Annotated in this window: 25 protein-coding genes and 2 pseudogenes; 16 read left to right on the top strand and 11 right to left on the bottom strand. The window is 68.1% G+C overall.

The features are described from left to right. The first annotated feature begins 11 nt into the window (after positions 1–11). From H5V44_RS02535 to H5V44_RS02510, 6 genes are all read left to right on the top strand, one after another. On the top strand, positions 12–611 hold the full coding sequence (locus H5V44_RS02535; protein ID WP_185191558.1) for a DUF655 domain-containing protein: 600 nt from the start codon (positions 12–14) through the stop codon (positions 609–611). Positions 612–726: 115 nt separating this feature from the next. Next, positions 727–1593, top strand: a complete 867-nt coding sequence (locus H5V44_RS02530) for a 16S ribosomal RNA methyltransferase A (RefSeq protein WP_185191557.1) — start codon at positions 727–729, stop codon at positions 1591–1593. Between the two features lie 10 nt (positions 1594–1603). Beyond that, positions 1604–2752 (top strand): mechanosensitive ion channel family protein, encoded by a 1149-nt coding sequence (locus tag H5V44_RS02525; protein ID WP_343067669.1) that lies wholly within the window; start codon positions 1604–1606, stop codon positions 2750–2752. Next, positions 2749–3375, top strand: a complete 627-nt coding sequence (locus H5V44_RS02520) for a HemK2/MTQ2 family protein methyltransferase (RefSeq protein WP_185191556.1) — start codon at positions 2749–2751, stop codon at positions 3373–3375. Before H5V44_RS02525 ends, H5V44_RS02520 begins: the two co-directional genes overlap by 4 nt. Before the next feature lie 64 nt (positions 3376–3439). After that, entirely contained in the window at positions 3440–4450 is a 1011-nt protein-coding gene (locus tag H5V44_RS02515; RefSeq protein WP_185191555.1) for a 5-methyltetrahydropteroyltriglutamate--homocysteine methyltransferase, read from the top strand. Next, on the top strand, positions 4450–5514 hold the full coding sequence (locus H5V44_RS02510; protein WP_185191554.1) for a methionine synthase: 1065 nt from the start codon (positions 4450–4452) through the stop codon (positions 5512–5514). Before H5V44_RS02515 ends, H5V44_RS02510 begins: the two co-directional genes overlap by 1 nt. Positions 5515–5522: 8 nt before the next feature. Here H5V44_RS02510 and H5V44_RS02505 read toward each other — a convergent pair whose 3' ends face one another. From H5V44_RS02505 to rpl7ae, 5 genes and pseudogenes are all read right to left on the bottom strand, one after another. Continuing rightward, on the bottom strand, positions 5523–5804 hold the full coding sequence (locus H5V44_RS02505) for a hypothetical protein (RefSeq protein ID WP_185191553.1): 282 nt from the start codon (positions 5802–5804) through the stop codon (positions 5523–5525). Between the two features lie 68 nt (positions 5805–5872). Then, on the bottom strand, positions 5873–6343 hold the full coding sequence (gene ndk / locus H5V44_RS02500) for a nucleoside-diphosphate kinase (RefSeq protein WP_185191552.1): 471 nt from the start codon (positions 6341–6343) through the stop codon (positions 5873–5875). A gap of 91 nt (positions 6344–6434) precedes the next feature. Beyond that, positions 6435–6608, bottom strand: a pseudogene (locus tag H5V44_RS02495) (50S ribosomal protein L24e); the annotation flags it as partial. Between the two features lies 1 nt (position 6609). Then, positions 6610–6834 (bottom strand): 30S ribosomal protein S28e, encoded by a 225-nt coding sequence (locus tag H5V44_RS02490; protein ID WP_185191550.1) that lies wholly within the window; start codon positions 6832–6834, stop codon positions 6610–6612. A gap of 6 nt (positions 6835–6840) precedes the next feature. After that, positions 6841–7203 carry a 50S ribosomal protein L7Ae gene (gene rpl7ae, locus H5V44_RS02485; protein WP_185191549.1) on the bottom strand — a complete coding sequence of 121 codons (363 nt, stop codon included), beginning with the start codon at positions 7201–7203 and terminating at the stop codon, positions 6841–6843. A 281-nt stretch (positions 7204–7484) separates the two neighbouring features. Here rpl7ae and tmcA point away from each other — a divergent pair, with 281 nt between their 5' ends. Then, positions 7485–9761, top strand: a complete 2277-nt coding sequence (tmcA, locus tag H5V44_RS02480) for a tRNA(Met) cytidine acetyltransferase TmcA (protein WP_185191548.1) — start codon at positions 7485–7487, stop codon at positions 9759–9761. Positions 9762–9955: 194 nt separating this feature from the next. Further along, positions 9956–10435 carry a DUF456 domain-containing protein gene (locus H5V44_RS02475; protein WP_185191547.1) on the top strand — a complete coding sequence of 160 codons (480 nt, stop codon included), beginning with the start codon at positions 9956–9958 and terminating at the stop codon, positions 10433–10435. Between the two features lie 163 nt (positions 10436–10598). Here H5V44_RS02475 and H5V44_RS02470 read toward each other — a convergent pair whose 3' ends face one another. Continuing rightward, the gene (locus H5V44_RS02470) at positions 10599–11057 is read right to left on the bottom strand and encodes a universal stress protein (RefSeq protein WP_185191546.1); all 459 of its coding nucleotides are present in this window, start codon (positions 11055–11057) and stop codon (positions 10599–10601) included. A 137-nt stretch (positions 11058–11194) separates the two neighbouring features. Between H5V44_RS02470 and H5V44_RS02465 the strand changes: the two genes are divergently transcribed. The 3 genes and pseudogenes from H5V44_RS02465 to H5V44_RS18050 all read left to right on the top strand — a co-directional run bounded on the left by H5V44_RS02465 (position 11195) and on the right by H5V44_RS18050 (position 12611). Further along, positions 11195–11686, top strand: coding sequence for a GNAT family N-acetyltransferase (locus H5V44_RS02465; RefSeq protein ID WP_185191545.1), 492 nt, complete (start codon positions 11195–11197; stop codon positions 11684–11686). 38 nt (positions 11687–11724) lie between these two features. Then, positions 11725–11907, top strand: a pseudogene (locus H5V44_RS02460) (Gfo/Idh/MocA family oxidoreductase); the annotation flags it as partial. Between the two features lie 158 nt (positions 11908–12065). Continuing rightward, on the top strand, positions 12066–12611 hold the full coding sequence (locus H5V44_RS18050; protein WP_185191544.1) for an AN1-type zinc finger domain-containing protein: 546 nt from the start codon (positions 12066–12068) through the stop codon (positions 12609–12611). Between the two features lie 120 nt (positions 12612–12731). Here H5V44_RS18050 and H5V44_RS02450 read toward each other — a convergent pair whose 3' ends face one another. From H5V44_RS02450 to H5V44_RS02440, 3 genes are all read right to left on the bottom strand, one after another. Further along, the gene (locus H5V44_RS02450) at positions 12732–13580 is read right to left on the bottom strand and encodes a translation initiation factor eIF-2B (protein WP_185191543.1); all 849 of its coding nucleotides are present in this window, start codon (positions 13578–13580) and stop codon (positions 12732–12734) included. A 195-nt stretch (positions 13581–13775) separates the two neighbouring features. Then, positions 13776–14078: a DUF5822 domain-containing protein gene (locus H5V44_RS02445; protein ID WP_185191542.1), complete on the bottom strand. Its 303-nt coding sequence runs from the start codon at positions 14076–14078 to the stop codon at positions 13776–13778. Positions 14079–14123: 45 nt separating this feature from the next. Next, entirely contained in the window at positions 14124–14894 is a 771-nt protein-coding gene (locus tag H5V44_RS02440; RefSeq protein ID WP_185191541.1) for an alpha/beta fold hydrolase, read from the bottom strand. Between the two features lie 168 nt (positions 14895–15062). Here H5V44_RS02440 and H5V44_RS02435 point away from each other — a divergent pair, with 168 nt between their 5' ends. Together H5V44_RS02435 and H5V44_RS02430 are read left to right on the top strand one after the other, a co-directional pair. Then, the gene (locus H5V44_RS02435) at positions 15063–15311 is read left to right on the top strand and encodes a DUF7127 family protein (RefSeq protein ID WP_185191540.1); all 249 of its coding nucleotides are present in this window, start codon (positions 15063–15065) and stop codon (positions 15309–15311) included. After that, entirely contained in the window at positions 15308–17569 is a 2262-nt protein-coding gene (locus H5V44_RS02430) for a CDC48 family AAA ATPase (protein ID WP_185191539.1), read from the top strand. The genes H5V44_RS02435 and H5V44_RS02430 overlap by 4 nt, the downstream gene beginning before the upstream one ends. A 106-nt stretch (positions 17570–17675) precedes the next feature. Here H5V44_RS02430 and bcp read toward each other — a convergent pair whose 3' ends face one another. Next, positions 17676–18152, bottom strand: coding sequence for a thioredoxin-dependent thiol peroxidase (gene bcp, locus H5V44_RS02425; RefSeq protein WP_185191538.1), 477 nt, complete (start codon positions 18150–18152; stop codon positions 17676–17678). A 163-nt stretch (positions 18153–18315) separates the two neighbouring features. Here bcp and H5V44_RS02420 point away from each other — a divergent pair, with 163 nt between their 5' ends. After that, positions 18316–18657, top strand: coding sequence for a winged helix-turn-helix transcriptional regulator (locus H5V44_RS02420; RefSeq protein ID WP_185192006.1), 342 nt, complete (start codon positions 18316–18318; stop codon positions 18655–18657). 19 nt (positions 18658–18676) lie between these two features. Here the strand turns inward: H5V44_RS02420 and H5V44_RS02415 are convergent, their stop codons facing one another. Beyond that, a complete protein-coding gene (locus H5V44_RS02415) occupies positions 18677–19123 on the bottom strand; it encodes a DUF371 domain-containing protein (protein WP_185191537.1) in 447 nt (148 codons plus the stop codon). A gap of 343 nt (positions 19124–19466) precedes the next feature. Between H5V44_RS02415 and H5V44_RS02410 the strand changes: the two genes are divergently transcribed. Together H5V44_RS02410 and H5V44_RS02405 are read left to right on the top strand one after the other, a co-directional pair. After that, entirely contained in the window at positions 19467–20390 is a 924-nt protein-coding gene (locus H5V44_RS02410; protein ID WP_185191536.1) for a coiled-coil protein, read from the top strand. Between the two features lie 125 nt (positions 20391–20515). Then, positions 20516–21628 carry a DUF373 family protein gene (locus H5V44_RS02405; RefSeq protein WP_185191535.1) on the top strand — a complete coding sequence of 371 codons (1113 nt, stop codon included), beginning with the start codon at positions 20516–20518 and terminating at the stop codon, positions 21626–21628. The last annotated feature ends 15 nt before the right edge of the window (positions 21629–21643 follow it).

Raw genomic sequence — 21643 nt, 5'->3', positions numbered from 1 at the left:
TAGGTCGTGGTATGACTACGACCGAGAGCGGAGACGTCGACGGCGACGACTCCGAAGACCTGCGTCGGGCGGTCGTCCTGGATCACCTCCCGCACGGCCGCGCCGACGACGATCGGCCCCGACACCGGAAGTCGCCGCTGGCGTACGCCTTGGGCGAGCGGGACTTCCGGCTGTTCGAGCTCACGCTGGCCGACGACGCCGACGTCTCGATCGGCGACCGCGTCGTGATCGGCCCGACCGGGAAGCGCGTTGCCGTCGACGGGTTCAAACAGGTGACCTACGACGACCTCTCGAACACCGCCGTAGGGGAACTCGAGTACGCGGTCGAGGCGATCGTCGACGCCGACGAGAAGCGGTTCGTGGACTTCTACAACGACGCCCAGCCGATCACGCTCCGACTCCACCAGCTGAACCTGCTGCCCGGCATCGGGAAGAAGCTCCGGAACAACGTCTTAGACCAGCGGAAGCGCGGCCCCTTCGAGAGCTTCGAGGAGGTCGAGGAGCGCGTCTCGGGGCTTCACAACCCGAAGGAGGTCCTCGTCGAGCGGATCCTGGAGGAACTCCGCGACGACGACCTGAAGTACAAGACCTTCGTGGGCCGGAACGGGTGAGCGGCGCCGGCGGCAGAGACAGGGGTGAGAAAGGCGGTATCGGCCCGTGATCCGTGCGTACCGCCCGCGTCGACGAGTCGAGATGTTTACACGGGCGCGGCTACAACCGCCGTCGATGACCGATTCGACGCCCGACTCGGCGGCCGGGTCCCGCGATCCCGACGCCCTCCGTCGGCGGGCAGGGGTCCGGGGGGACCCCGACCGCGACCAGCATTTCCTGGTCGACGACCGCATCATAGACCGGATTCCGGGGTATCTGCCGCCCGGGACCGACACCGCCCACATCCTGGAGATCGGCGGCGGCACCGGCGGACTCACAGACCGCCTCCTCCGGACCGGAGAGCGGGTGACCGCGATCGAACGCGACCCCTCGCTCGCGGCGTTCCTCCGCGAGGAGTTCAGCGACGAGGTCGAGGCGGGCCGCCTCCACGTGGTCGAGGGCGACGCGGTCGAGGTCGACCTCCCGGAGTTCTCGGCGTGCGTCTCGAACCTGCCGTACGGGGTCTCCTCGCCGATCGCGTTCCGACTGCTCCCCCGGTCGCGACCGCTCGTCCTGACGTTCCAGCGGGAGTTCGCCGAGCGAATGGCGGCCGACCCCGACACCGACGACTACGGTCGGCTGTCGGTCACCGCCGGCCACTACGCCGACGTCGAGATCGTAGAGGTGATCCCGCCGTCGGCGTTCGACCCCCAGCCGGAGGTCGAGAGCGCGGTCGTCCGCGTGAGGCCCCGCGACCCCGACTACGAGGTCGGAGACGAGGGGTTCTTCTTCGACTTCGTGAAGGCGCTTTTCACCCAGCGCCGGAAGACCGTCAGGAACGGGATCCGGAACACGGCGCACATCTCGGGGCTCTCGGACCCCGAGGCCGTCGTCGACGCGGTCGCCGCCGAGGACGAGGACTTGCTACGCGCCCGGCCCGGGTCGCTGGCGCCGTCGGAGTTCGCGGCGTTGACCACCATCGCGGCCGACCACGGCCGGTGAGGTGACACGGGTGTTCTCCACAGTGGTGCTCCAGGGCGTCCTCGCCCGGGTCGAGACCGCGCTGTCGTCGCTGTCGCAGGTGATCCCCTCGACCACCGGTCGGGCGGTCGTCACCTTCGGCATCGCGGTCGCGGTCACGGCGATCCTGAGCCGCACCGACCGGCTCCACGCAATCGACCCCGACCGACTCCCCCAGACCGGCTGGCACCTCCTCGTAACGCTCGGGACGATGTTCGTCGCCGCAGTCGGCGGTCTGGTGATCGTGGCTGTGTGGGGGCTCTCGAGCCAGCTTCTGGGCGTGTTTACAGCCAACCTCGGGCCCGAGACGCTGGTGCGGTTCGGGATCTCGATCCTGTTTCTGATCGGCGCGTACACGATGACCGGGCTGATCAGACAGTTGGTCGAGGAGGTCGCCCGGGCGCGGGGGTCGCTGGGGGAGCACGAACGCGAGATCGCGTTCCGCGTCGGGCAGGTCTCGCTGTACGTGATCTCCTTCCTACTGATCCTCACGCTGTGGCAGGTCAACATCGGCGGGATCCTGGTCGGGGCAGGCTTCCTGGGGATCGTGGTCGGGATGGCGGCCAGACAGACCCTCGGCGCCCTGCTCGCGGGGTTCGTGCTGATGTTCTCCCGGCCCTTCGAGATCGGCGACTGGATCGAGGTCGGGGACAACGAGGGGATCGTGACAGACATCACGATCGTCAACACCCGGATCCAGACGTTCGACGGCGAGTACGTGATGATCCCCAACGACGTGGTCTCCTCACGGAGCCTGATCAACCGCAGCCGGAAGGGGCGGCTCCGGATCGAGGTGGAGGTCGGCGTCGACTACGACACCGACGCCGAACGGGCCGCCGAGGTGGCACGGGACGCGGTGAAGGCGCTGGACGAGCCGATGACAGTGCCGACCCCGCAGGTCGTCCTCAAGCGGTTCGACGACTCCGCAGTGATCCTGGGCGTCAGATACTGGATCGACAACCCCAGCGCACGCCGTCGGTGGCGGTCGCGGACCGCGGTGCTCGGCGCGGTCAAGAGCGCCTTCGAGGCCGAGGGGATCAAGATCCCGTTCCCGCAGCGCGAACTGATGGGTCGCGAGGAGGCCGAGGGGTTCGTGCTCGCCGGTGCGGACGGCGACGCCACCGAGGCACGGGAGTCGTGACCGACGGATCGCGGGACGACCTCGCCGCCCGGCGGGGGATGTCGCGGAAGGTCTACGAACCGGCGGAGGACTCCGGACTGCTCGCGTCGGCGATCGAGAAGCGCGGCCACGGCCGGCTGCTGGAGGTGGGGACCGGTTCGGGGTGGGTCGCCGAACGGGCCGCCGCGACCGACGGCGTGACCGAGGTGGTCGCCAGCGACCGCAGTCCGCACGCCTGTCGGGCGGCACAGGACCGGACGGGAGCCGACGGGGGACCGGCGTTTGCGGTCGTCCGGGCCGACCTGGTCGCCGCCTTCACCCACGACGCCTTCGACACTGTGGCGTTCAATCCGCCGTACTTGCCGACGGATCCCGAAAACGAGTGGGACGACTGGATGGAGCGGGCGCTGTCCGGCGGGGAGTCCGGCCGCGAACTGATCGAGCCGTTCTTGGAGTCGGTCCCACGCGTGCTTCGGCCCGACGGGATCGTGCTCCTGCTCGTGAGTTCGCTTGCGGGGTACGACGCGGTACTCGACTACGCGACCGACCGGGGATTCGACATCGACGACGGGGCGGTCGTCGAGGAGTCGTACCCGTTCGAGACCCTCTCAGTCGTTGCGTTGCGCCCGTCGAACGCCCCGTAAAATAACTTACAAGCATACTACGGTTTAGTAAATATTAAGCGACGGCATTTCCTACTGGTTCACGATGACGGAATTCGTCGCGACGACACCCAGCTTGTTCCCGCTGCCGGATCCCGCGAAGTCCGAGTTGGCGGATCTGAAAGGCCACCAGAAGGGCGACCTGATCTCCGGCGACGAGTCCGAGGCGGTCGTAGACGTCTACGACGACGCCCGGTCGACGGTCGTCGACGAACAGCTCGACGCCGGCCTCGACCGCGTCGTCGAGGGGAGCCTCCGGTGGGACGACATGCTCGCACACCCGCTTGCGGTCCACGACAACGTCGAGACCGGCGGGATCGTGCGGTACTACGACAACAACAACTTCTACCGCGATCCCCGCGTCACCGGGGAGCTGACGTCCTCCGGCGACGTGCCGGCCGACCTCGCGGCCGCCGCCGACCTGCTTGACGACGAGGCCCCGCTGCAGGCGGTCCTCCCGGGGCCATACTCGCTTGCGGACCTCGCGACCGACGAGTTCTACGGCGACGAGCGGGAGTTCCTCGACGCGGTGGCGTCGTTTCTCGCCGGCGAGGTCGAATCGTTCCCGGCCCACGAGACGCTGTTCCTGCTGGATCCCTCCCTCGTGGCGGCCCCGCCCGACGACGACCTCGCGGGGGTCGTCCCCGAGGCGATCGACACCGTCGCGGGCGCGACCGACGCCGACGTGGTCGTCTACACCTACTTCGGCGCGCTCGACGAGAAGACCTACGCCCACCTGCTGGACGCCGACATCGACGCCGTGGGGCTGGACGTCGTCGCCGCCGACAGGGAGGGGACGGTCTACAACGCCGTCGAATACGGGATCACCGACGACGTCGCGCTCGGCGTGGCCGACGGCCAGAACACCCTGGTCGAATCGCCCGAGACCCTCCGGGAGCGCGCGGCGTGGTTCACCGAGCAGGTCCCGGCGACCGACTTCGAGCGGGTCTACCTGAGCACCAACACCGAGCCGTTCTACCTGCCCGTGAACAAACACCGGGCGAAACTCGACGGGGTGGGAGCCGCGGCCGACCTCGAACGGGAGGTGCACGCATAATGGCTCGCGAGGCCGACAACCGCGCGCAGTTCCGGCCCGACGACCACGACGCCGATCACTTCCTTCTGACCACCGTGGTCGGGAGCTACCCCAAGCCCACGTGGCTCAACCGCGCGACGGAGCTCGCGGCGGACGACGACGCCAGGTTCGACGACGACGACCTCCAGGAAGCCCACGACGACGCCGCCCGACTGATCACCGAGGAACACGAGCGGGCGGGGCTGGACACGGTCGTCGACGGCGAGATGCGCCGCGAGGAGATGGTGGAGTACTTCGCCCACCGGATTCCGGGCTACGAGTTCAACGGGCCCGTGAAGGTGTGGGGCCACAACTACTTCGACAAGCCCTCCGTGGTCTCGGAGGTCGCCTACGACGAGCCGTGGCTGGTCGAGGAGTTCGAGTTCACACAGGGCGTCGCCACCAAGCCGGTGAAAGTACCGATTACGGGGCCGTACACCCTGGCCCGGTGGTCGTTCAACGAGGCGTACGACGACGAGGAGTCGCTGGCGTACGACCTCGCGGATCTGGTGAACCAGGAGATCGGCAAGCTGGTGGATGCGGGCGCCCGGTACATCCAGATCGACGAGCCCGCCCTCGCGACGACGCCGGACGATCACGCGATCGTCGGGGAATCGCTGGAACGCATCGTCGACGGGATCGCCGACGAGGTCCGGATCGGGCTCCACGTCTGCTACGGCGATTACTCCCGGATCTACCCCGAGATCAACGACTTCCCGATCGACGAGTTCGACGTGGAGTTGTGCAACGACGGCTACGAGCAGATCGAGGTCTTCCGGGATCCGGCGTTCGAGCCGGACCTCGGACTCGGCGTCGTCGACGTCCACGACGCGGAGGTCGAGACCGTCGAGGAGATCAAGCGCAACATCCGCCAGGGGCTGAAGGTCGTCCCGCCGGAGAAGCTCACCGTCTCCCCGGACTGCGGCGTGAAGCTGTTGCCCCGCGAGGTTGCCTACCGGAAGACCGAGAACTTAGTCCGGGCCGCCCGCGAGGTCGAGACCGAACTCGACGCCGGCGAACTCGACGTGCGGGTGCCTGAAGCGTAACGCTGCCGTTAGGCGTCGGTCGCCTCCGGGTTCTCCGGTCCGTTCGCGTCACCATCTCCGAAATCAGCGTACTCCAGCGCCAATACCACCGCACCCGTGACCGCGACCAGCCCGAACTTCGCCCGCACGGCGGCGACGTACCACTCGCTGGGTTCCAACTCCTCGGGGTTCTCGTAGCCGACGAGCACGAGCCGTTCGGCGACGTCGATCACGCGCCGCGGAACGGCCGCGCCGGCGAGGCCGAACACGACCGCCGCCGCGCCCCAGACCCGCGCCATCCACTCGAACATACCCGACGGTAGCGGGCGGGGGGCAAAGAGGAGTTCGGTGACTCCCGTCGGGCGGGATCCGCGGGAACTTACTCCTCGTAGAGCCAGGCCGCGTCGATCCGCTCGTAGTCGAGCAGCTCGTCGTCGTCGAAGAAGAGGTCGATCTCGCGTTCGTTTGCGCCCTCGTCCTCGTGGTCGGAGGCGTGAACGACGTTGCGGCCGAGATCCAGCCCGAAGTCCCCGCGGATCGTGCCGGGATCCGATTCCGCGGGGTCGGTCTCGCCGACCATCGATCGGACCTGCCGGGTCGCATCGGCGCCCTCCCAGACCATCGCGAAGACGGGTCCGGAGGTGATGAACTCGACGAGGTCCTCGAAGAACGGCTTCTCGGCGTGTTCGCCGTAGTGGTCGTGGGCGAGATCCTGATCGATCCGGATGAACTTCCCGCCGACGAGTTTCAGGCCGCGCTCCTCGAACCGGGAGACGATCTCGCCGATAAGGCCGCGCTGGACGCCGTCGGGTTTGACCATCACGAAGGTTCGTTCGTCGTGGTGGCTCACGCGAACCACCCGGTGAGCGTGGCGTCGATAGTCGCAGCCCGCGAGCGAAGCGAGCCGGAACGTCTATCGGAACTCATTCGCTATCCTCGTCGGCGCCGCCGGACTGTGTCCACTCCAGATCGCGGGGCTCACGCCCCAGCCGGTAGTTCTTCTCGGCCTTCGAGTCCTTGAAGTGGAGGATCGTTCCGTCGTTCTTCACGAGCATCGTCCCCGTGCCGGGTTCGATCTCCTCGCCGGTGAAATCGCAGGTTCGTGTTTCGACCATACTATCTGCCTCCGATGGAGTCGGCGTCGCGCTGGGTCTCCCGCAACTGGAGGACGTCGCCCTGCCGGACCGGCCCCAGGACGTTCCGGGTGATGATCCGGCCCTGATCCGAGCCCTCGCGGATGCGACATTTGACCTGCATCGCTTCGCCGTGCATCCCCGTCTTGCCAACGACCTCGATGACCTCGGCGGACGTGGAGTCGCTGGCGGTCTCTTCTGCGCTCATCGTGGCTTACCGGAGTTCCTCGACCTTGCCGGCGATGTCCTCGACGTCGGCCTCGGCGTCGCCGGCGTCGACGATGGCGGCGGCCGCCGAGCCGACTTCGAGGCCCGCGGCGCGGCCGACCTCGTCTTGGGTCTCGATGAAGACGTACGGGATGCCCTTCTCGTCTGCGAGTTCTGGCAGGTGCATCACGATCTCCTCGGGGGAGACGTCCTCCGCGATCAGGAGGAGTTCGGCGGTGCCGCGCTCGACGGCCTTGGTCGTCTCGTTGGTTCCCTTCTTTACTGTACCTGTGTCTCTGGCGACCTCGAGCGCCTCGAGGGCGTCCTCAGCGAGGTCGGCCGGAACGTCGAATTCTACGTAGACTGACATTGGTGGATCTCCTCTCCTGCTCGCGGGCTCGACCGCCCCGCCGGAACCGCACCGCGTCCCTGACGGCGGGGAGCATCATCAACCCCGGGCAGGCTGTAGAGAAGAGTTGCTCGGGATTGCATAAAAGCGCTTTCAATGGCGGTCTACCGTGGGACATCGACACACGGGGGCGGCCGCCGCAAACACCGGGAGCGGGACCCGAGGGCTTCCCAGTTCAGGCCGGCGGCCCACGGCCCCGGGCCGAACACAACCCCCTTACTCCGGGCGGCCGACTGACCGATATGAACGTCGCCGCAGTGGCCGCGGAACTCCGGGCGGCGGCCGAGCGGGCCGACCACCGACGGATGCTGGTGCTCGCCGGCGGCCGCGACGCCGGCATCGACGCCGCGTTCGACGCCGTCGAGGGCGCCGACGTCCCGAACGAGGAGGTCACGGTCGTCACGGCTCGGGAGGGGTTCCGGTTCGAGCGGGTGCCGCCTGAGCAATCCGACCGGTTGCTCGGGTCGACCCGAACGGTCGTCGTCTGCGACGCCCACGAGGGGTTCTCGCCGAACGTGCTCGGCCGGCTGGTGGGCGTCGTCGACGGCGGCGGGCTGTTCGTGGTGTTGACGCCCCCGCTCGACTCGTGGCCGGCGGGCTCGTTCGCCGAGTCGCTCGCGGTGCCGCCCTTCGGCGTCGACGCGGTCGGCGACCGGTTCCGGACGCGCGTGATCGAGACGATCCGGAGCCATCCCGGCATCGCCGTCGTCGACGTCGACGCGGGCGAAATCGAACGCCGTGGTGCGGCCGACGACTCCCCGCCGACCCGCTCGTCGCCGACGACGCCGGCCGCGACCGTGCGGCGGTTCCCCGCCGCCGCGTACGAGGCGTGTCTGACGGGTGACCAGTCGCGGACGCTCCACGCGCTGGAGGCGTTGTCGGTCGGTAGGTCCGGTCCGGCCGCGGTCGTCGTCGAGGCAGACCGAGGACGGGGAAAATCCAGCGCCGCAGGGTTGGCCGCGGGGTCGCTCGCGGCCGCGGGGTGCGATGTCCTGGTCACTGCGCCGGAACGCCGGAGCGCAGCCGAGGTGTTCGACCGTGCCGACGAACTGCTGTCGGGGCTCGGAGGGCTCGACCGGTGCGAGGAGGGGACGATCACGACCGACGCCGGCGGCCGGATCCGGTTTCGGGAGCCGGGGGCGGCCGCAGACCTCCCGGGGGATCCGGACGCGGTGCTCGTCGACGAGGCTGCGGCGCTGCCGGTTCGGCGGCTCTCGGCGTTCCTCGACGCCGACGCGGTCGGCTTCTTCACGACGGTCCACGGCTACGAGGGAGCCGGGCGGGGGTTTTCGGTCCGGTTCGCCGAGCGGCTGGCCGACGCCCACCACGACCTGACCGAGGTGTCGCTGTCGGAGCCGATCCGGTACGCCCCGGACGACCCGGTGGAGTCGTGGGCGTTCCGCGCGCTGCTTTTGGACGCCCGGCCCGCGGTCGACCCGCTCGTCGCCGACGCGTCGCCGTCGTCAGTAGCCTACTGTGCACCCACTGCAGCCGACCTCGCGGCGGACGAGCACCGCCTCCGGGAGGTGTTCGGGTTGCTGGTGCTGGCCCACTACCGCACCGAGCCGGACGACCTGGCGCGACTGCTCGACGCGCCCAACCTCCGGGTCCGGACGCTCGAACACGACGGTCACGTGGTGAGCGTCGCGCTGCTCGCCCGCGAGGGCGGGCTCGACGCGGAGACGCGGGCGGCCATGTACGAGGGCGAGCGGGTTCGTGGGAACATGCTCCCCGACGTGTTCACGAGCCAGCTCCGCGACGAGGCCGCCGGCGTTCCGGTTGGCTACCGCGTCGTTCGGATCGCGACCCACCACGCTGCCCGGTCACGGGGGTTGGGGTCGGCGCTGCTCGCCCGGATCCGGGCGGAGTTCGACGGCGAGGTCGACTACCTCGGGGTCGGGTACGGCGCGACGCCGGAGCTGCTCGATTTCTGGGCGGCGAACGGCTACCGGACGGTCCACGTCTCGACCACCAGAAACGACGCGAGCGGCGAGTACTCCGCGCTGATGGTTGACCCGCTGTCGCCGGCGGGGGAGGCGCTCGCCCGGCGGCACGCCCGGTGGGTCCGCGAGCGGATACCCGACCAACTGTCCGACCAGCTCCGCGACGCCGACCCCGACGTAGTCCGGGGGGTGCTGTCAGCGTGCCCTCCTGGCGACGCGCCCGACCTCAGCGACCGGGAGTGGCGGATCGTCGTCGGTGTCGCCGCCGGCCCCGGCCAGTACGCCACCGCTCCGGCGCCGTTCCGGCGGCTCGCGCTCGCGGCGCTGACGGGAGCTCCGGCCGAAGACGACGGCGACGGCCCGTCGGTCGGGGACGCCTTGGAGCCGCGTGCGGAACGCCTCCTGATCCGGAAGGTGCTCCAGGGGCGTCCCGTCGGCGAGGTCGCCGCGGAACTCGGCTACGCCTCCGAGCGGACCTGTCTGCGGGCGCTCGGGTCGGCGTACGCCGCACTCACGGACCACTACGGCGACGGGCTCGACGTGGTGAGTCGGGAGCGCGACCGGTTCGAGGGGTGATCGCACCGGCGTGCGGACCCGCGGGGGGCGCACGAAGGTTTATACCAGAGTCCGCGACCACTGCGCCCGTGACGTAGCCACCGCCTCGCATCGTCTCGCGGGTGTCCGGCACGTCGATGCGGGGGCCGGAATGCCGGCTGTTCGCTCTCTCCGTCGTCCGGCGGCTTCATCCGCACGGCCGCCTTCGCTCAACTATGGAACTGTTCGTCTGGGTCAGCCTCGCGCTGGTCGCCGGCGGGGTGATTGGGTCGGTCCTCCCGCTGGTGCCCGGCGGGTTGCTCTCCGTCGGCGGTGTCCTCGTCTACTGGTGGGCGACCGGGTACGCCGAGCCGTCGATCCTTCTCGTCGCGGCGCTCGTGGTCGTCGGGCTGCTGGCGACGCTCGTCGACTACGCCGGGGGCGCGATCGCCGCCCGTGCCGGGGGGGCGTCGCTCGCGACGACCGCCGTCGCAGTCCTCGTCGGGCTGGTCTTGCTCCTGGTCGCCGGCCCGATCGGGTTCGTCGTGGGGCTGGCTGCGACCGTCTTCGTCGTCGAGTTCGCACAACACGCCGACGCCGAGGCGGGGCTCCGGGTCGCACTGTACGCCACGGTCGGCGTGCTGGCGTCGACGGCGGTGCAGGTGCTTCTGACGGGCTCGATCCTGGTCGTGGTGCTCCTCGTTGCGGTCGTCTGAGGGGACATATAGCAGCGTTTGCAAGTCTTCGCTCACTCGATCGCACGGACGGCGTGCGATCGGATGTGCAACCAGTTGCAAACGCTACTACAGGCGGGTGGTGGCCGTCGGTAATGACAGCGAAGAATCACGCCGGGAGCGACGCGGGTCGGTCGACGCCGGTTTATGCGGCCCGGACGAACGTTACCGGGCAGGAGGATTCGAGCATAACCTCCTGGGCGGTCGACCCGAAGAGCGCCTTGCCCGCGGGCGAGCGGCCCCGGCCGCCGAGGACGACCAGATCCGCGTCAACCTCCTCGGCGAGTTCTGCCAGCCGTTGGCCCCGTGAGGCGCCGTTGGTGAGTCGGCCGTACGCCGTGACGTCGATGCCGTTGTCCGAGAGTGCGTCGCCGAGGTCACGGACTGCGGCGTTCCGCTCGACGATGTCGCTCGGCGTCACCTCGCTGCCGCGGGCGAAATTCAACCGGTTGCACGCGGTCTCGTACTCCGTCTCGTCGAGGACGTGCGCGAGCACGACCTCCGCGTCAGACGGCCCAGCGATGTCTGCGGTCGTGGCTGCGAGTCGGTCCGCTACGTCGTCGATTTCGCCGGCAGCGACGAGAACGATGGTTTCTACGCTCATATTCGAACCGTTGGCCCCGGGAGATCTTAACCTTTCCGAAAACTTACTCAGTTCTTAGTAATTATTTGTTCGTGGCGGCCGCCTCCCCCTCCCTCGACGACGGTGGAATTATATTATTCCTGATCGTACACAGGTTCGTGAGCGTCAACGTCGAGACACGGGTGGACGCCCCGGGGTCCGCGGAGTACGCCTCCGAAGCGTGGGACCTGAAGGAGCGGATCCGAGCCGAGGAGGGGGTGCTCAAGCAGCGCCGGGCGTTCTTCGTCGACGCCTACCGCCGGGCGCGGGACCACCTCCTCTTCGTCGAGGACGACCTCGTCGGGTTCGCGTCGGTCCGCCGGGACGGCTACATCCTCTTTCTCGGCGTTGCGCCGGAGTACCGCGGCGAGGGGCACGGAAAGCGCCTCGTCGCCGCCGCGCTCCAGGAGCACGACTCGGTCTCGTGTCACGCCCGGGCGACGAACGAGTCTGCGCTGTCGTTCTACGAACACCTCGGGTTCGAGGTCGAACGCCGGATCACCGGCTACTACGAGGACGGGGGCGACGCCTACTACCTCCGCTTAGGCGACGGGTCGTCGCTCCGCGGACGGTTCGCGGACTTCTTCCGTCGGTCGATGGTTGGCGAGTGACGACGGTGGCGTCGGGCGCCGACCCCTGAAGCGGGTCGTGGTGGCCGCCCGACCACGTCCTGGGGTGGGAACACACCGTGGTTCACGAGAACGAGGCGTTCCTCTCGGCCGTCGCGGGCGGGGCGGAGTTCCGGCCGGACTTCGAGGACGCCTACGCCGTCCAGCGGATCCTCGACGCGATCGAGCGCTCCGACGAGACCGGCGAGTGGATAAACGTATAATGGCAGTGTCCCGGTCCGTCGTTTCGTGTAATCTCCCTGCGCCCGACGTTGATCACTCAGACAGAAACGGGTAGTCCAGCGGACTTACGCTCAAGAATAAAAACGTCTGAAACGGGACTAGGGTGTCTTTTTTGTAATCAGCCCAATGTGATAGCAGTATGGGCAGCGATGAATGTGCAGTCTGCGGCGACGCTGCCGATCAAGGGTTTGAATGTTCGTACTGTGGTGCAGTGCACTGTACTGCGCATCGCCTCCCTGAATCACATAGCTGCCCAGGTGATCCAAAGAGTCCTACGACCGCGACACGTGAGAACGAGCCTGACTCTGACTCTAACACTCAACGGGGGACGACGTTCAACCGAGAGGATCCCGCAAAGAAGATTGAACGCGTAACGACCGCGTCTCCAGCATCGAGGAGAGACGCCGACCCTGACGAGGACATCTCTGACCCACGCGAACCAACGTTTGAGGCGTCCTCTCCCGGCCTCAACCCGGACGGGTCGCTTGCTGCCGATGACACGGCTGACAGCAACGAACCCGACCGACCTCATCCCTCGAACCAGTCGTCTACTACTCGTCGCCTGTATCATAAGCTGCGTGCGACCGTTCGTGCGCCGTTTGGACTGCTTCGAGAGTACACGATGCCACTACTCGTGGTCGTTGTACTGTTAGCTGTCGTCGTTGGACTCCTGATATCAACGTGACGAAGGCGACGGTGGGAAGCCACGGATTCGACGTTTACCGCCGGCCGATCCTCAACGCGACCCCAGTGTGGTCGAACGGGACAACCGCACCGGCGGATGAGTGGCGGTGAATCCGGGCAGTCAGATGTTCTCGACGCCGTTGTCCGTGATCACTTGATCGACGAGATCCATCGGCGTCGCGTCGTAGGCGGGGTTCTCGATGACGACGTCCTCGATGGGTTCCAGCGAGACCTCCCCGGGCGGTCGGAGTTCGTTCTCGAAGACGAACCCGTCGTCGACGATCTTCGCGGCCGACCCGACGACCGTCACCGGCACGTCGAGGTGGGCGGCGGTGGCGGCGATCGGATACGTGCCCACGCGGTTGTAGAGCGTGTCCTCGACGATGCAGTCCATCCCGATCACGACGCGATCACACTCCGCGAGGAACGACCCCGCCGCGCCGTCGACCAGCAGGTGGGGCTCGACCCCGTCGATCCCGGCGAGTTGGCGTGCGCACTTCCGCCCCAGATACCGGGGCCGGGCCTCGGTCACGTAGGCGGTGAGGTCGGCGCCGTCGTCGACGGCCCCCTCGACCGCCTCGAGCACCGTCGAGGAGAAGTCGTGAGTCAGGAACGTCTCGCCGTCCCCGAAGGTCGGGGTGGCCCGCTCGGCCGCCCGGGATTTGCCCTGCCGGACGTCCTCGACGACGCGATCGATGACCTGCTCTAGGAGCGCCTTCGACTCGTCGACGTCGTCCTTCCGATCGACGACGTTGACGAGGACGGTCTGCATCGCGTTGAACAGCGACGCGTGGGAGGGGTTCGCCCGCTTCAGCGCGCTGGCGTTGCGTTCGAGGTCGCGCTCGAACTCCTCGACGGTCGCGTGGTCGCGTTCGAGAAGCTCCGAGAGCGCCCGCGTCGCTTTGACCGCGACGACCGAGGAACTGTGCGTCTGCATCTCCCGGATCTCCGCGATCGTCTCGTCGATCATACCGGAGGGTCGGCGAGTCGGGTGAAAGTCCTTCCGACGATTATGGACGTGCAACGCGAGAGAAAATGAACGGTGGCGTGAACACCTCGGAAGCCCCCGCGTTCCAGTCCCACCCAACAGTGGATGGTTGATCCACCACCGCACGTTCAAATGTCGCCGGCCGTTCGATGTCGGAGCCTCTCCGTCGCCGCCGACTCACTCCTCGGCGGGCGCGTCGGAGCCGTCGTCGCTCCCATCAGCGACGGCATCCGGATCCTCGCCGCCGTCGCCGGCGTCGGTCCGGCGGGCGTAGAGGAACACGACGACCGCGATCAGGAACCAGACCACCGCACCGACGCGGATCGCGAACTCGACGCGGGCACCCCACGTCGGGAGGGGCGTCCGGAGGGACAGCAGGGCGACAATGGGCGCACCCACGACGATGGTGAGCACGAACGTGGTCTGCATCACCCACCCGTAGTCGACCCCTTCGGGGTCTGACGTCTCGACCGGTTGCACGCCTCCTCCTTTGCCGGCGGGCACAAATCGATGCCGGTCGACGCCTCACACAACCGAGAGGAACGCGGCGAGTTCGTCGTTGAACGCCGCGGGGGCTTCGAGCATCGTCAGGTGGGCGGCGTCGTCGATCACGACCACCTCGCAGTCGGGGAGCTCATCGCGGAGTCTCCCGTGGAAGTACGGCGGCGTGAGGCGGTCGTATTCGCCGACGACCCCGAGCGTCGGCGCGTCGATCTCCGAGAGCTGCCCCCTGAGGTCGACCGTGTGGGCGGTCCGGAGGTCACGATTGAGGATCGCCGATCCGGTCTCCCGGAGCGCCGCCTCCGAGACCTCGATCGTCCCCTCGTCGGCGTCGTGGAACAGGTGATCGGGCTCGTGGAGGTACTCGACGGCCCGCGGGAAGTCCGCCGCGGCCAGTTCCAGGAGGTCCTCCGGAACCGGGAGTCGGGGGCCGGTCCCGGCCAGCACGGCCCCCGAAGCGTCGAGTTCGCGCTCCACCAGGGCCGTGAGGACGACCGCACCGCCCAGGGAGTTCCCGAGCAGGACGTCGGCGTCGACGGCGTCGGCGACCGCGACGAGGTCGTCGACGTACGCCGACAGCGTCTCGTAGCCCGGGCGCGCGGAGACGTCGTCGCTCTCGCCGTGGCCGCTCAGGTCGAGCGCGACGAACGGGTAGTCGGTCGCCACCCGCGACTGCGGCGTCCAGACGCGGCGGGACCCGCCGCTGCCGTGGACCGCGAGCACGGTGGGACCCTCGCCTCCGCAATCGAACGTCCGGTAGGCCGTGGTCCGGCCGTGGTGTGTGACGCGCTGCATAACGGAACATTGGCGGAGCGATCGCTTAAACCCCCGACGCCGGCGCCGTCGGTCGATCGGGCCTCGAATCGCAATTCGACCGTTCAGTTCTCCGATCCAACGCTGTCCTGCGATTAGCTGTCGAAATATTTTTATAGTAGTACAACTAACGTGGAGTTAGGAGTACCAATGAACACCTCACAAGAAGCCGGGAACAACGGACGGATCGTCCGCCGGTACGAGTACGACGACAGCTGGGTTCTCGCGGCGGACATCGGCGCGGCGGCGGGCGACGTCGACGTCGACGTCGTCGGGCGGACCGCGATCGTCGTGGCCGGCCACGGCGACGAGGTCACCGAGGTGGAGTTCGAGCTCCCCGCCGACGACGCGACCGTCGAGACTCGGAACGGCGTGGTAACGATCGAGGTGGGCGTATGAAGCTCACAGTCAAGCCCCTCAAGCAGAAGGACGCCGGCCGCGGGCTCGCCGCGCTCGACCGCGAGGCGATCGAGGAACTCGGGCTGGAGGGCGGCGACTACATCCGGATCGACGGGAAAAGCGGCACCGCCATCGCGCGGGTGTGGCCCGGCTACCCCGAGGACACCGGCTCGGGCGTGATCCGGATCGACGGCCGGCTCCGCCAGCAGGCGGGCGTCGGGATCGACGACACGGTCGACGTCGAGGCCGCGGACATCAAGCCCGCAAAGTCGGTGTCGGTCGCGCTCCCGCAGAACCTCCGGATCAGCGGGAACATCGGCGGCCACCTCCGCGACAAGCTCGCCGGCCAGCCCGTCACCCAGGGCCAGAACATCCGGGTGCCCTTCGGGTTCGGCTTCATAAGTTCGTCGAACCAGCCGATCCCGATGAAGATCGCCGCAACGGAGCCCGACGGCACCGTCGTCGTCACTGACTCCACCGAGGTGACGATCAGCCAGACGCCCGCCGAGGAGATCGCCTCCGACGCCGACGCCGCCGAGGACACCCCCTCGGTCACCTACGAGGACATCGGCGGCCTGGATCGGGAGCTCGAACGGGTCCGGGAGATGATCGAACTCCCGATGCGACACCCCGAGCTGTTCCAGCGGCTCGGCATCGAGCCGCCGAAGGGGGTCCTCCTCCACGGCCCGCCGGGGACCGGCAAGACCCTGATCGCGAAGGCGGTCGCAAACGAGATCGACGCCTCGTTCCACACGATCTCCGGGCCGGAGATCATGTCGAAGTACTACGGCGAAAGCGAGGAACAGTTGCGGGAGATCTTCGAGGAGGCCGAGGAGGCCGCCCCGGCGATCGTCTTCGTCGACGAGATCGACTCCATCGCGCCGAAGCGCGGCGAGGCCGGCGGCGACGTGGAACGCCGGGTGGTCGCGCAACTGCTCTCGCTGATGGACGGGCTCGACGAGCGCGGCGAGGTGGTCGTGATCGGCGCGACCAACCGCGTCGACGCCATAGACCCCGCACTCCGCCGCGGCGGCCGGTTCGACCGCGAGATCGAGATCGGCGTCCCGGACCGGGACGGCCGCAAGGAGATCCTCCAGGTCCACACCCGAAACATGCCCTTGACCGACGGCGTCGACCTCGACGCCTACGCCGAGAACACCCACGGGTTCGTCGGCGCCGACATCGCGAGCCTCGCGAAGGAGGCCGCCATGAACGCGCTCCGGCGGATCCGTCCGGAACTCGACCTCGAAGCCGACGAGATCGACGCCGAGGTGTTGGAGTCGCTGTCGGTCACCGAGTCGGACTTCAAGGAGGCGATCAAGGGCATCGAACCCTCGGCGCTCCGGGAGGTCTTCGTGGAGGTCCCCGACGTCACGTGGGGTGACGTCGGCGGCCTCGAAGACACCAAAGAGCGGCTCCGGGAGACCATCCAGTGGCCGCTGGAGTACCCCGAGGTCTTCGAGACGCTGGACATGCAGTCCGCGAAGGGCGTCCTGATGTACGGCCCGCCGGGGACCGGCAAGACCCTGCTCGCGAAGGCCGTCGCCAACGAGGCGGAGTCGAACTTCATCTCCGTGAAGGGGCCGGAGCTGCTGGACAAGTACGTCGGCGAGTCCGAGAAGGGCGTCCGCGAGATCTTCAAGAAGGCCCGCGAGAACGCCCCGACGGTGGTGTTCTTCGACGAGATCGACTCCATCGCCACCGAGCGCGGGAGCAACACGGGCGATTCGGGCGTCTCCGAGCGCGTCGTCTCCCAACTCCTGACCGAACTCGACGGGCTCGAAACCTTAGAGGACGTGGTCGTGATCGCGACCACCAACCGCCCGGACCTGATCGACTCGGCGCTGCTCCGGCCGGGCCGGCTGGACCGTCACGTCCACGTGCCGGTCCCCGACGAGGAGAGCCGCCGGGCGATCTTCGGGGTCCACACCCAGCACAAGCCGCTGGCCGACGGCGTCGACCTCGACGACCTCGCAGCCAGAACCGAGGGCTACGTCGGCGCCGACATCGAGGCGGTCTGCCGCGAGGCGTCGATGGCCGCAAGCCGGGAGTTCATCAACAGCGTCTCCCGCGAGGAGGTCGCCGAATCGGTCGGGAACGTCCGCGTGACGATGGCCCACTTCGAGCAGGCGCTCGAGGAGGTCAGCCCCAGCGTTACCGACGAGGCCAGAGAGCAGTACGAGCGGATCGAAGAGCGGTTCGACACCGGCGAACCCGACCGCGCGCCCGAAGCCGGCGTGAGCCGGACGTTCCAGTAGTCCGGCGGCTCGCGGGCCGACAGTACGGCCGCACGGGTGCGGGCCGTCGAGGCGGCCTCGAACGGTCGCAGGACCTCCCGACCGACGGCGGGGTCTCGCGCCGCAGTTACGCCGCGTCCACCCCGAGATCGTCGAGATCATCCAGGATCGCCTCGGCGTGCCCGTCGGGGGAGACGCCCTCGTACGCGAGGACGACCGTCCCGTCGGGGCCGACGACGTAGGTGTTGCGGAAGACGCCGTCGAACGTGTTGCCGAACATGTTCTTTTCGCCGTAGGAGTCGTACGCCGACGCGACGCTGCCGTCCTCGTCGGACAGCAGCCGGAACGGGAGGTCGTACTCCGCGGCGAACGGGGCGAGGTCCTCGACCGGGTCGTCGCTGATCCCGAGGACGGCGACGCCGCGCTCCTCGAACGCCCCGTAGGCGTCGCGGAAGCCGCACGCCTCGGTCGTACAGCCGGGCGTGTCCGCCCGCGGGTAGAAGTAGACGACGACGTAGTCGCCGCGGTACGACGACAGCGACACGGGGTCGCCGCAGTGGTCGGACAGCTCGAAGTCGGGCGCGGGATCGCCGGGGGCAAGCATCGGCGTTACTTTCGGCGTCGGAAGTTTGAGTGTACCGTTCGCCGCCGGTCGTCACCTTGGATACCGGTGGTCCGGGCCGGCGGGTCCCCGGACGCTCCGCGGCGCTGTGCGCGGTCCGCAGCCGTTCGACAGTATGAATATCCTCCTCCGAAACCGGGCACACGTGATCGAACGAATCGACAACGAGGTCGAGATGCTGGAGCGGCACCTGCGGGTCCTTCGGCTGGTGATCCGTGGCGAGCCGATCGGGATCGTCCAGCTCGCCGAGGAGCTCTCGATCCCGGACCACAAGGTCCGGTACTCGCTGCGAGTGCTCGAAGAGGAGGGACTGATCGAACCCACGGACCAGGGAGCCACGACGACCCAGGACCTCAAGGGGTACGTCGGGCGGTCGAACGGTCGGATCGACGACCTCCGCGAGCGGGTCGCGGCGCTGGCGGTCGATCGGGGGCAGGACGCCGAGGGCGACGCGGCAGCCGCCGACGCGCACGCCTCCGAGCCGTAGCACAGCGGGAGGCAGCTGGCTACGGGACGGCGTCGGCGGTCTCGACGGTCAACTCGAATCGGAGGTCGGCGCCGGCCGCCAGGGCATCGACCAGCGCCCCGTCCAGGTCGGCGGCGGCGGCGTCGGCGCCGACGAGCACCGTTCGATCGTCCACGTACTCGCTGGTCCGGCCCACGTGGCTCCGCTCGTTATCGAAGGAGAGCTCCGGGTGGCCGCGGCCCGTCACCGTGTCAGTAACGGTGGTCCCGTCGTCGGTGGTCGCAGTGAACGTCGCCCGAATCGCCGCCGCGGGGTCCCGGCAGGCGTCCACGAACGCGTCGTCGAAGTCGGCCGGGACCCGGTCGGCGTCGACAGCGAGAATGCAGTCGCCGGCCGGGGTGAGCCAGTCGTCGCTCGTCACCTCGAAGGTACTCGTGTGCGCGGCCGAGACGTGCTCGTGACCGCGTGCGTGGACGACCTCCCGCATAGGTCGGCGTGGGCGTCGGCGCGGTAAATCCCACACGGTTCCGGGCGAACGGCGTGCGTCGTCGCAGCCGGTGTGGGTGACAGTCGCATCCACATTTATAAGCACGTCTACGATCCCTGGGAACGACTCACACCCCCTCTGTCCGGCGTGTGAGGGGTGTACAGCCGGTCAGCGTTCCGGCAATTTTATATACCGTAGTGTCGAACGTTTAGTCACCAGAACGCCTCCGGCGTTCCGGCGGCACAGCACGCAGAATGATCGGGAACTCTTATCCACGGTTGGTAGTACTGGACAAGCGGCCGCCACGGTCCGGAGCGGTGATGGTATCGAGGTTTGATCACGTATGGTAACGAAACAGGACGTTCTTCAGAATCACGACGTAGAACCGCTAGACGAATCGAACAACATCGAGCTCACCGAGGACAAGCTCGAAAACGACTCCAAAGGCCAGCTCATCAAGGTCGCCGGCCAGCTCCGGGATCGACGGAACGATCTCAACCAGATGGCCTCCGAGCGGGCGTCGGCCCGCGACGACCTCAACGCGAAGACCCGCGAGAAGGTCGACGAGGCCCAGGAGCACCGCGAGAAGCGCGACGAGCTCAACGAGCAGGTCCAAGAGCACAAGGAGAAGCGCAACGAGCTCAACGCGGAGGCCAACGAGCTCTTCGACAAGGTCGAGCAGATGAAGGAGGACCTCGAGCTCGACGACGGCAAGAACATCGAGGAGCTCGAAGAGGAGATCGAGCAGCTCGAGTTCCGCCAGCAGACCGAGGTCCTCTCCACCGAGGACGAACGGGAGCTCATCGAGAAGATCGAGGACAAGCGCGACGAACTCCGGGAGAAAAAGGAGAAAGTCGAGGACAGCGGCGAACTCGAGGCGCTGATCGAGGAGGCCGAGGAGGTCCGCTCGGAGGCCTCGAAGCACCACCAGAAGGTGACCGAACTCGCCGACAAGGCCCAGGAGCACCACAACCGGATGATCGAGGCCTACCGGGAGGCCGACGACATCCGCGACGAGGCCGACGAGATGCACGAACTGTTCGTGGAGGCCCAGGAGGCCGCCGACCGCCACCACGAGGACTTCGTCCGCGTTCAAAAGCGGCTCCGCGAACTCGACAAGCAGGAAGAGGAAGAGCGGAAGGACGAACGCGAGGACGAGCGCGAGGCCGCCAAAGAGGAAGCCGAGGAGATCTACCAGAAGTTCAAGGAAGGCGAGACCCTCGACACCGAGGACCTAATGAAGCTCCAGAAGACGGGGCTGCTGTAGTCGCCGGAGTATCGTAGCCGGGAGACGGGGGTTTCGTCGACGCGTCGCTCGCTGCCGCCGGCGGCGGCACAGGTTGACGTCCGTCCACCGAGGGTTCTTTATCGACGTGCCCCGTGACATCACCCGTGACGACCCTGGTCCTCTGTGTCGACCGATCCGACGACATCGGTCGAACCGCGGGGCTCGAGAGCCCGATCGTGGGGTGGGAGGCCGTCCAGTCGCTGGTCACCGACGTCGGCCTCGACGATCCCGAGGACTCGCAGGTCAACTGTTTGCTGGAGGCGCTCCGGGTAGCCCGGGATCTCCACGACGACCGCGAGGACTCGGTGGTGGCTGTGGTTTCCGGCGGAAGCGGCTCCCTGGTGGGTGCAGACCGGGCGCTGTCGGCGCAGGTCGACGACCTCATCGCGGAGTACGACCCGGATTCCGCGGTCGTCGTCATCGACTCCGCGGACGACGAACGGGTGGTCCCGGTGATCGAGAGCCGGGTCCGGGTCGACTCCGTCGACCGTGTGGTCGTCCGCCAGGCACACGACATCGAGTCGACCTACTACCTCCTGAAGCAGTTCCTGGCCGACGAGGAACTCAGGAGTACGGTACTCGTCCCGCTCGGCGCGACGCTGCTCCTGTTGCCGATCCTCCTGACCCAGTTTTCGACCGCGGTCGCGCTGGCGGGGCTGGCCGGACTTCTCGGCGCCGCCCTGCTGTACAAGGGGCTGGCGGTCGACGAGTTCCTCTCGGAGGTCCCCGAACGCGTCCGGTCGGCGCTGTACTCCGGCCGCGTGTCGGTTGTGACCTACGCCGTCAGCTTCGGGTTGGCGCTGGTCGGGGCGTTTCTGGGCGCGCTCGCGGTCAGCCCGCGGGCGGGCCCGGAGTCGGCGGTCGTCGGCGCGATGCAGTTCGTCTACAGCGCGGTGCCGTGGCTGGCGTTGGCCGCCCTGACAGCGAGCGCCGGCCGGCTGCTCGACGAGCTCATCGGGAGCGACGGGGTGAGCACCCCGTATCTGAACCTCCCGTTCGGCGTGGTCGCGCTGGGGCTCGTGGTCCGCGGCTTCGCCGGGTGGTTCCTCCAGCGGGAGTCGCTGCTCGCCGACCCGCAGGTCCTGAGCTACGCGGTGACGCCCCAACAGCGGCTCGCGGCGTTCATCGTGGCGGGGATCGTGGTGAGCCTCGTCGGCGTCAGGGTCGCCGCGAGCGTGAGCGGCGAGGCCCTGGAGGACACGGTCCAGAAGCAGTAGCCCGGCAGGTCGGGA

Source organism: Halobellus ruber (assembly GCF_014212355.1).
Lineage (GTDB): Archaea > Halobacteriota > Halobacteria > Halobacteriales > Haloferacaceae > Haloquadratum > Haloquadratum rubrum.
Note: the sequence above shows the minus strand (reverse complement) of the source record. Positions and strands in the feature narration are given on the sequence as shown.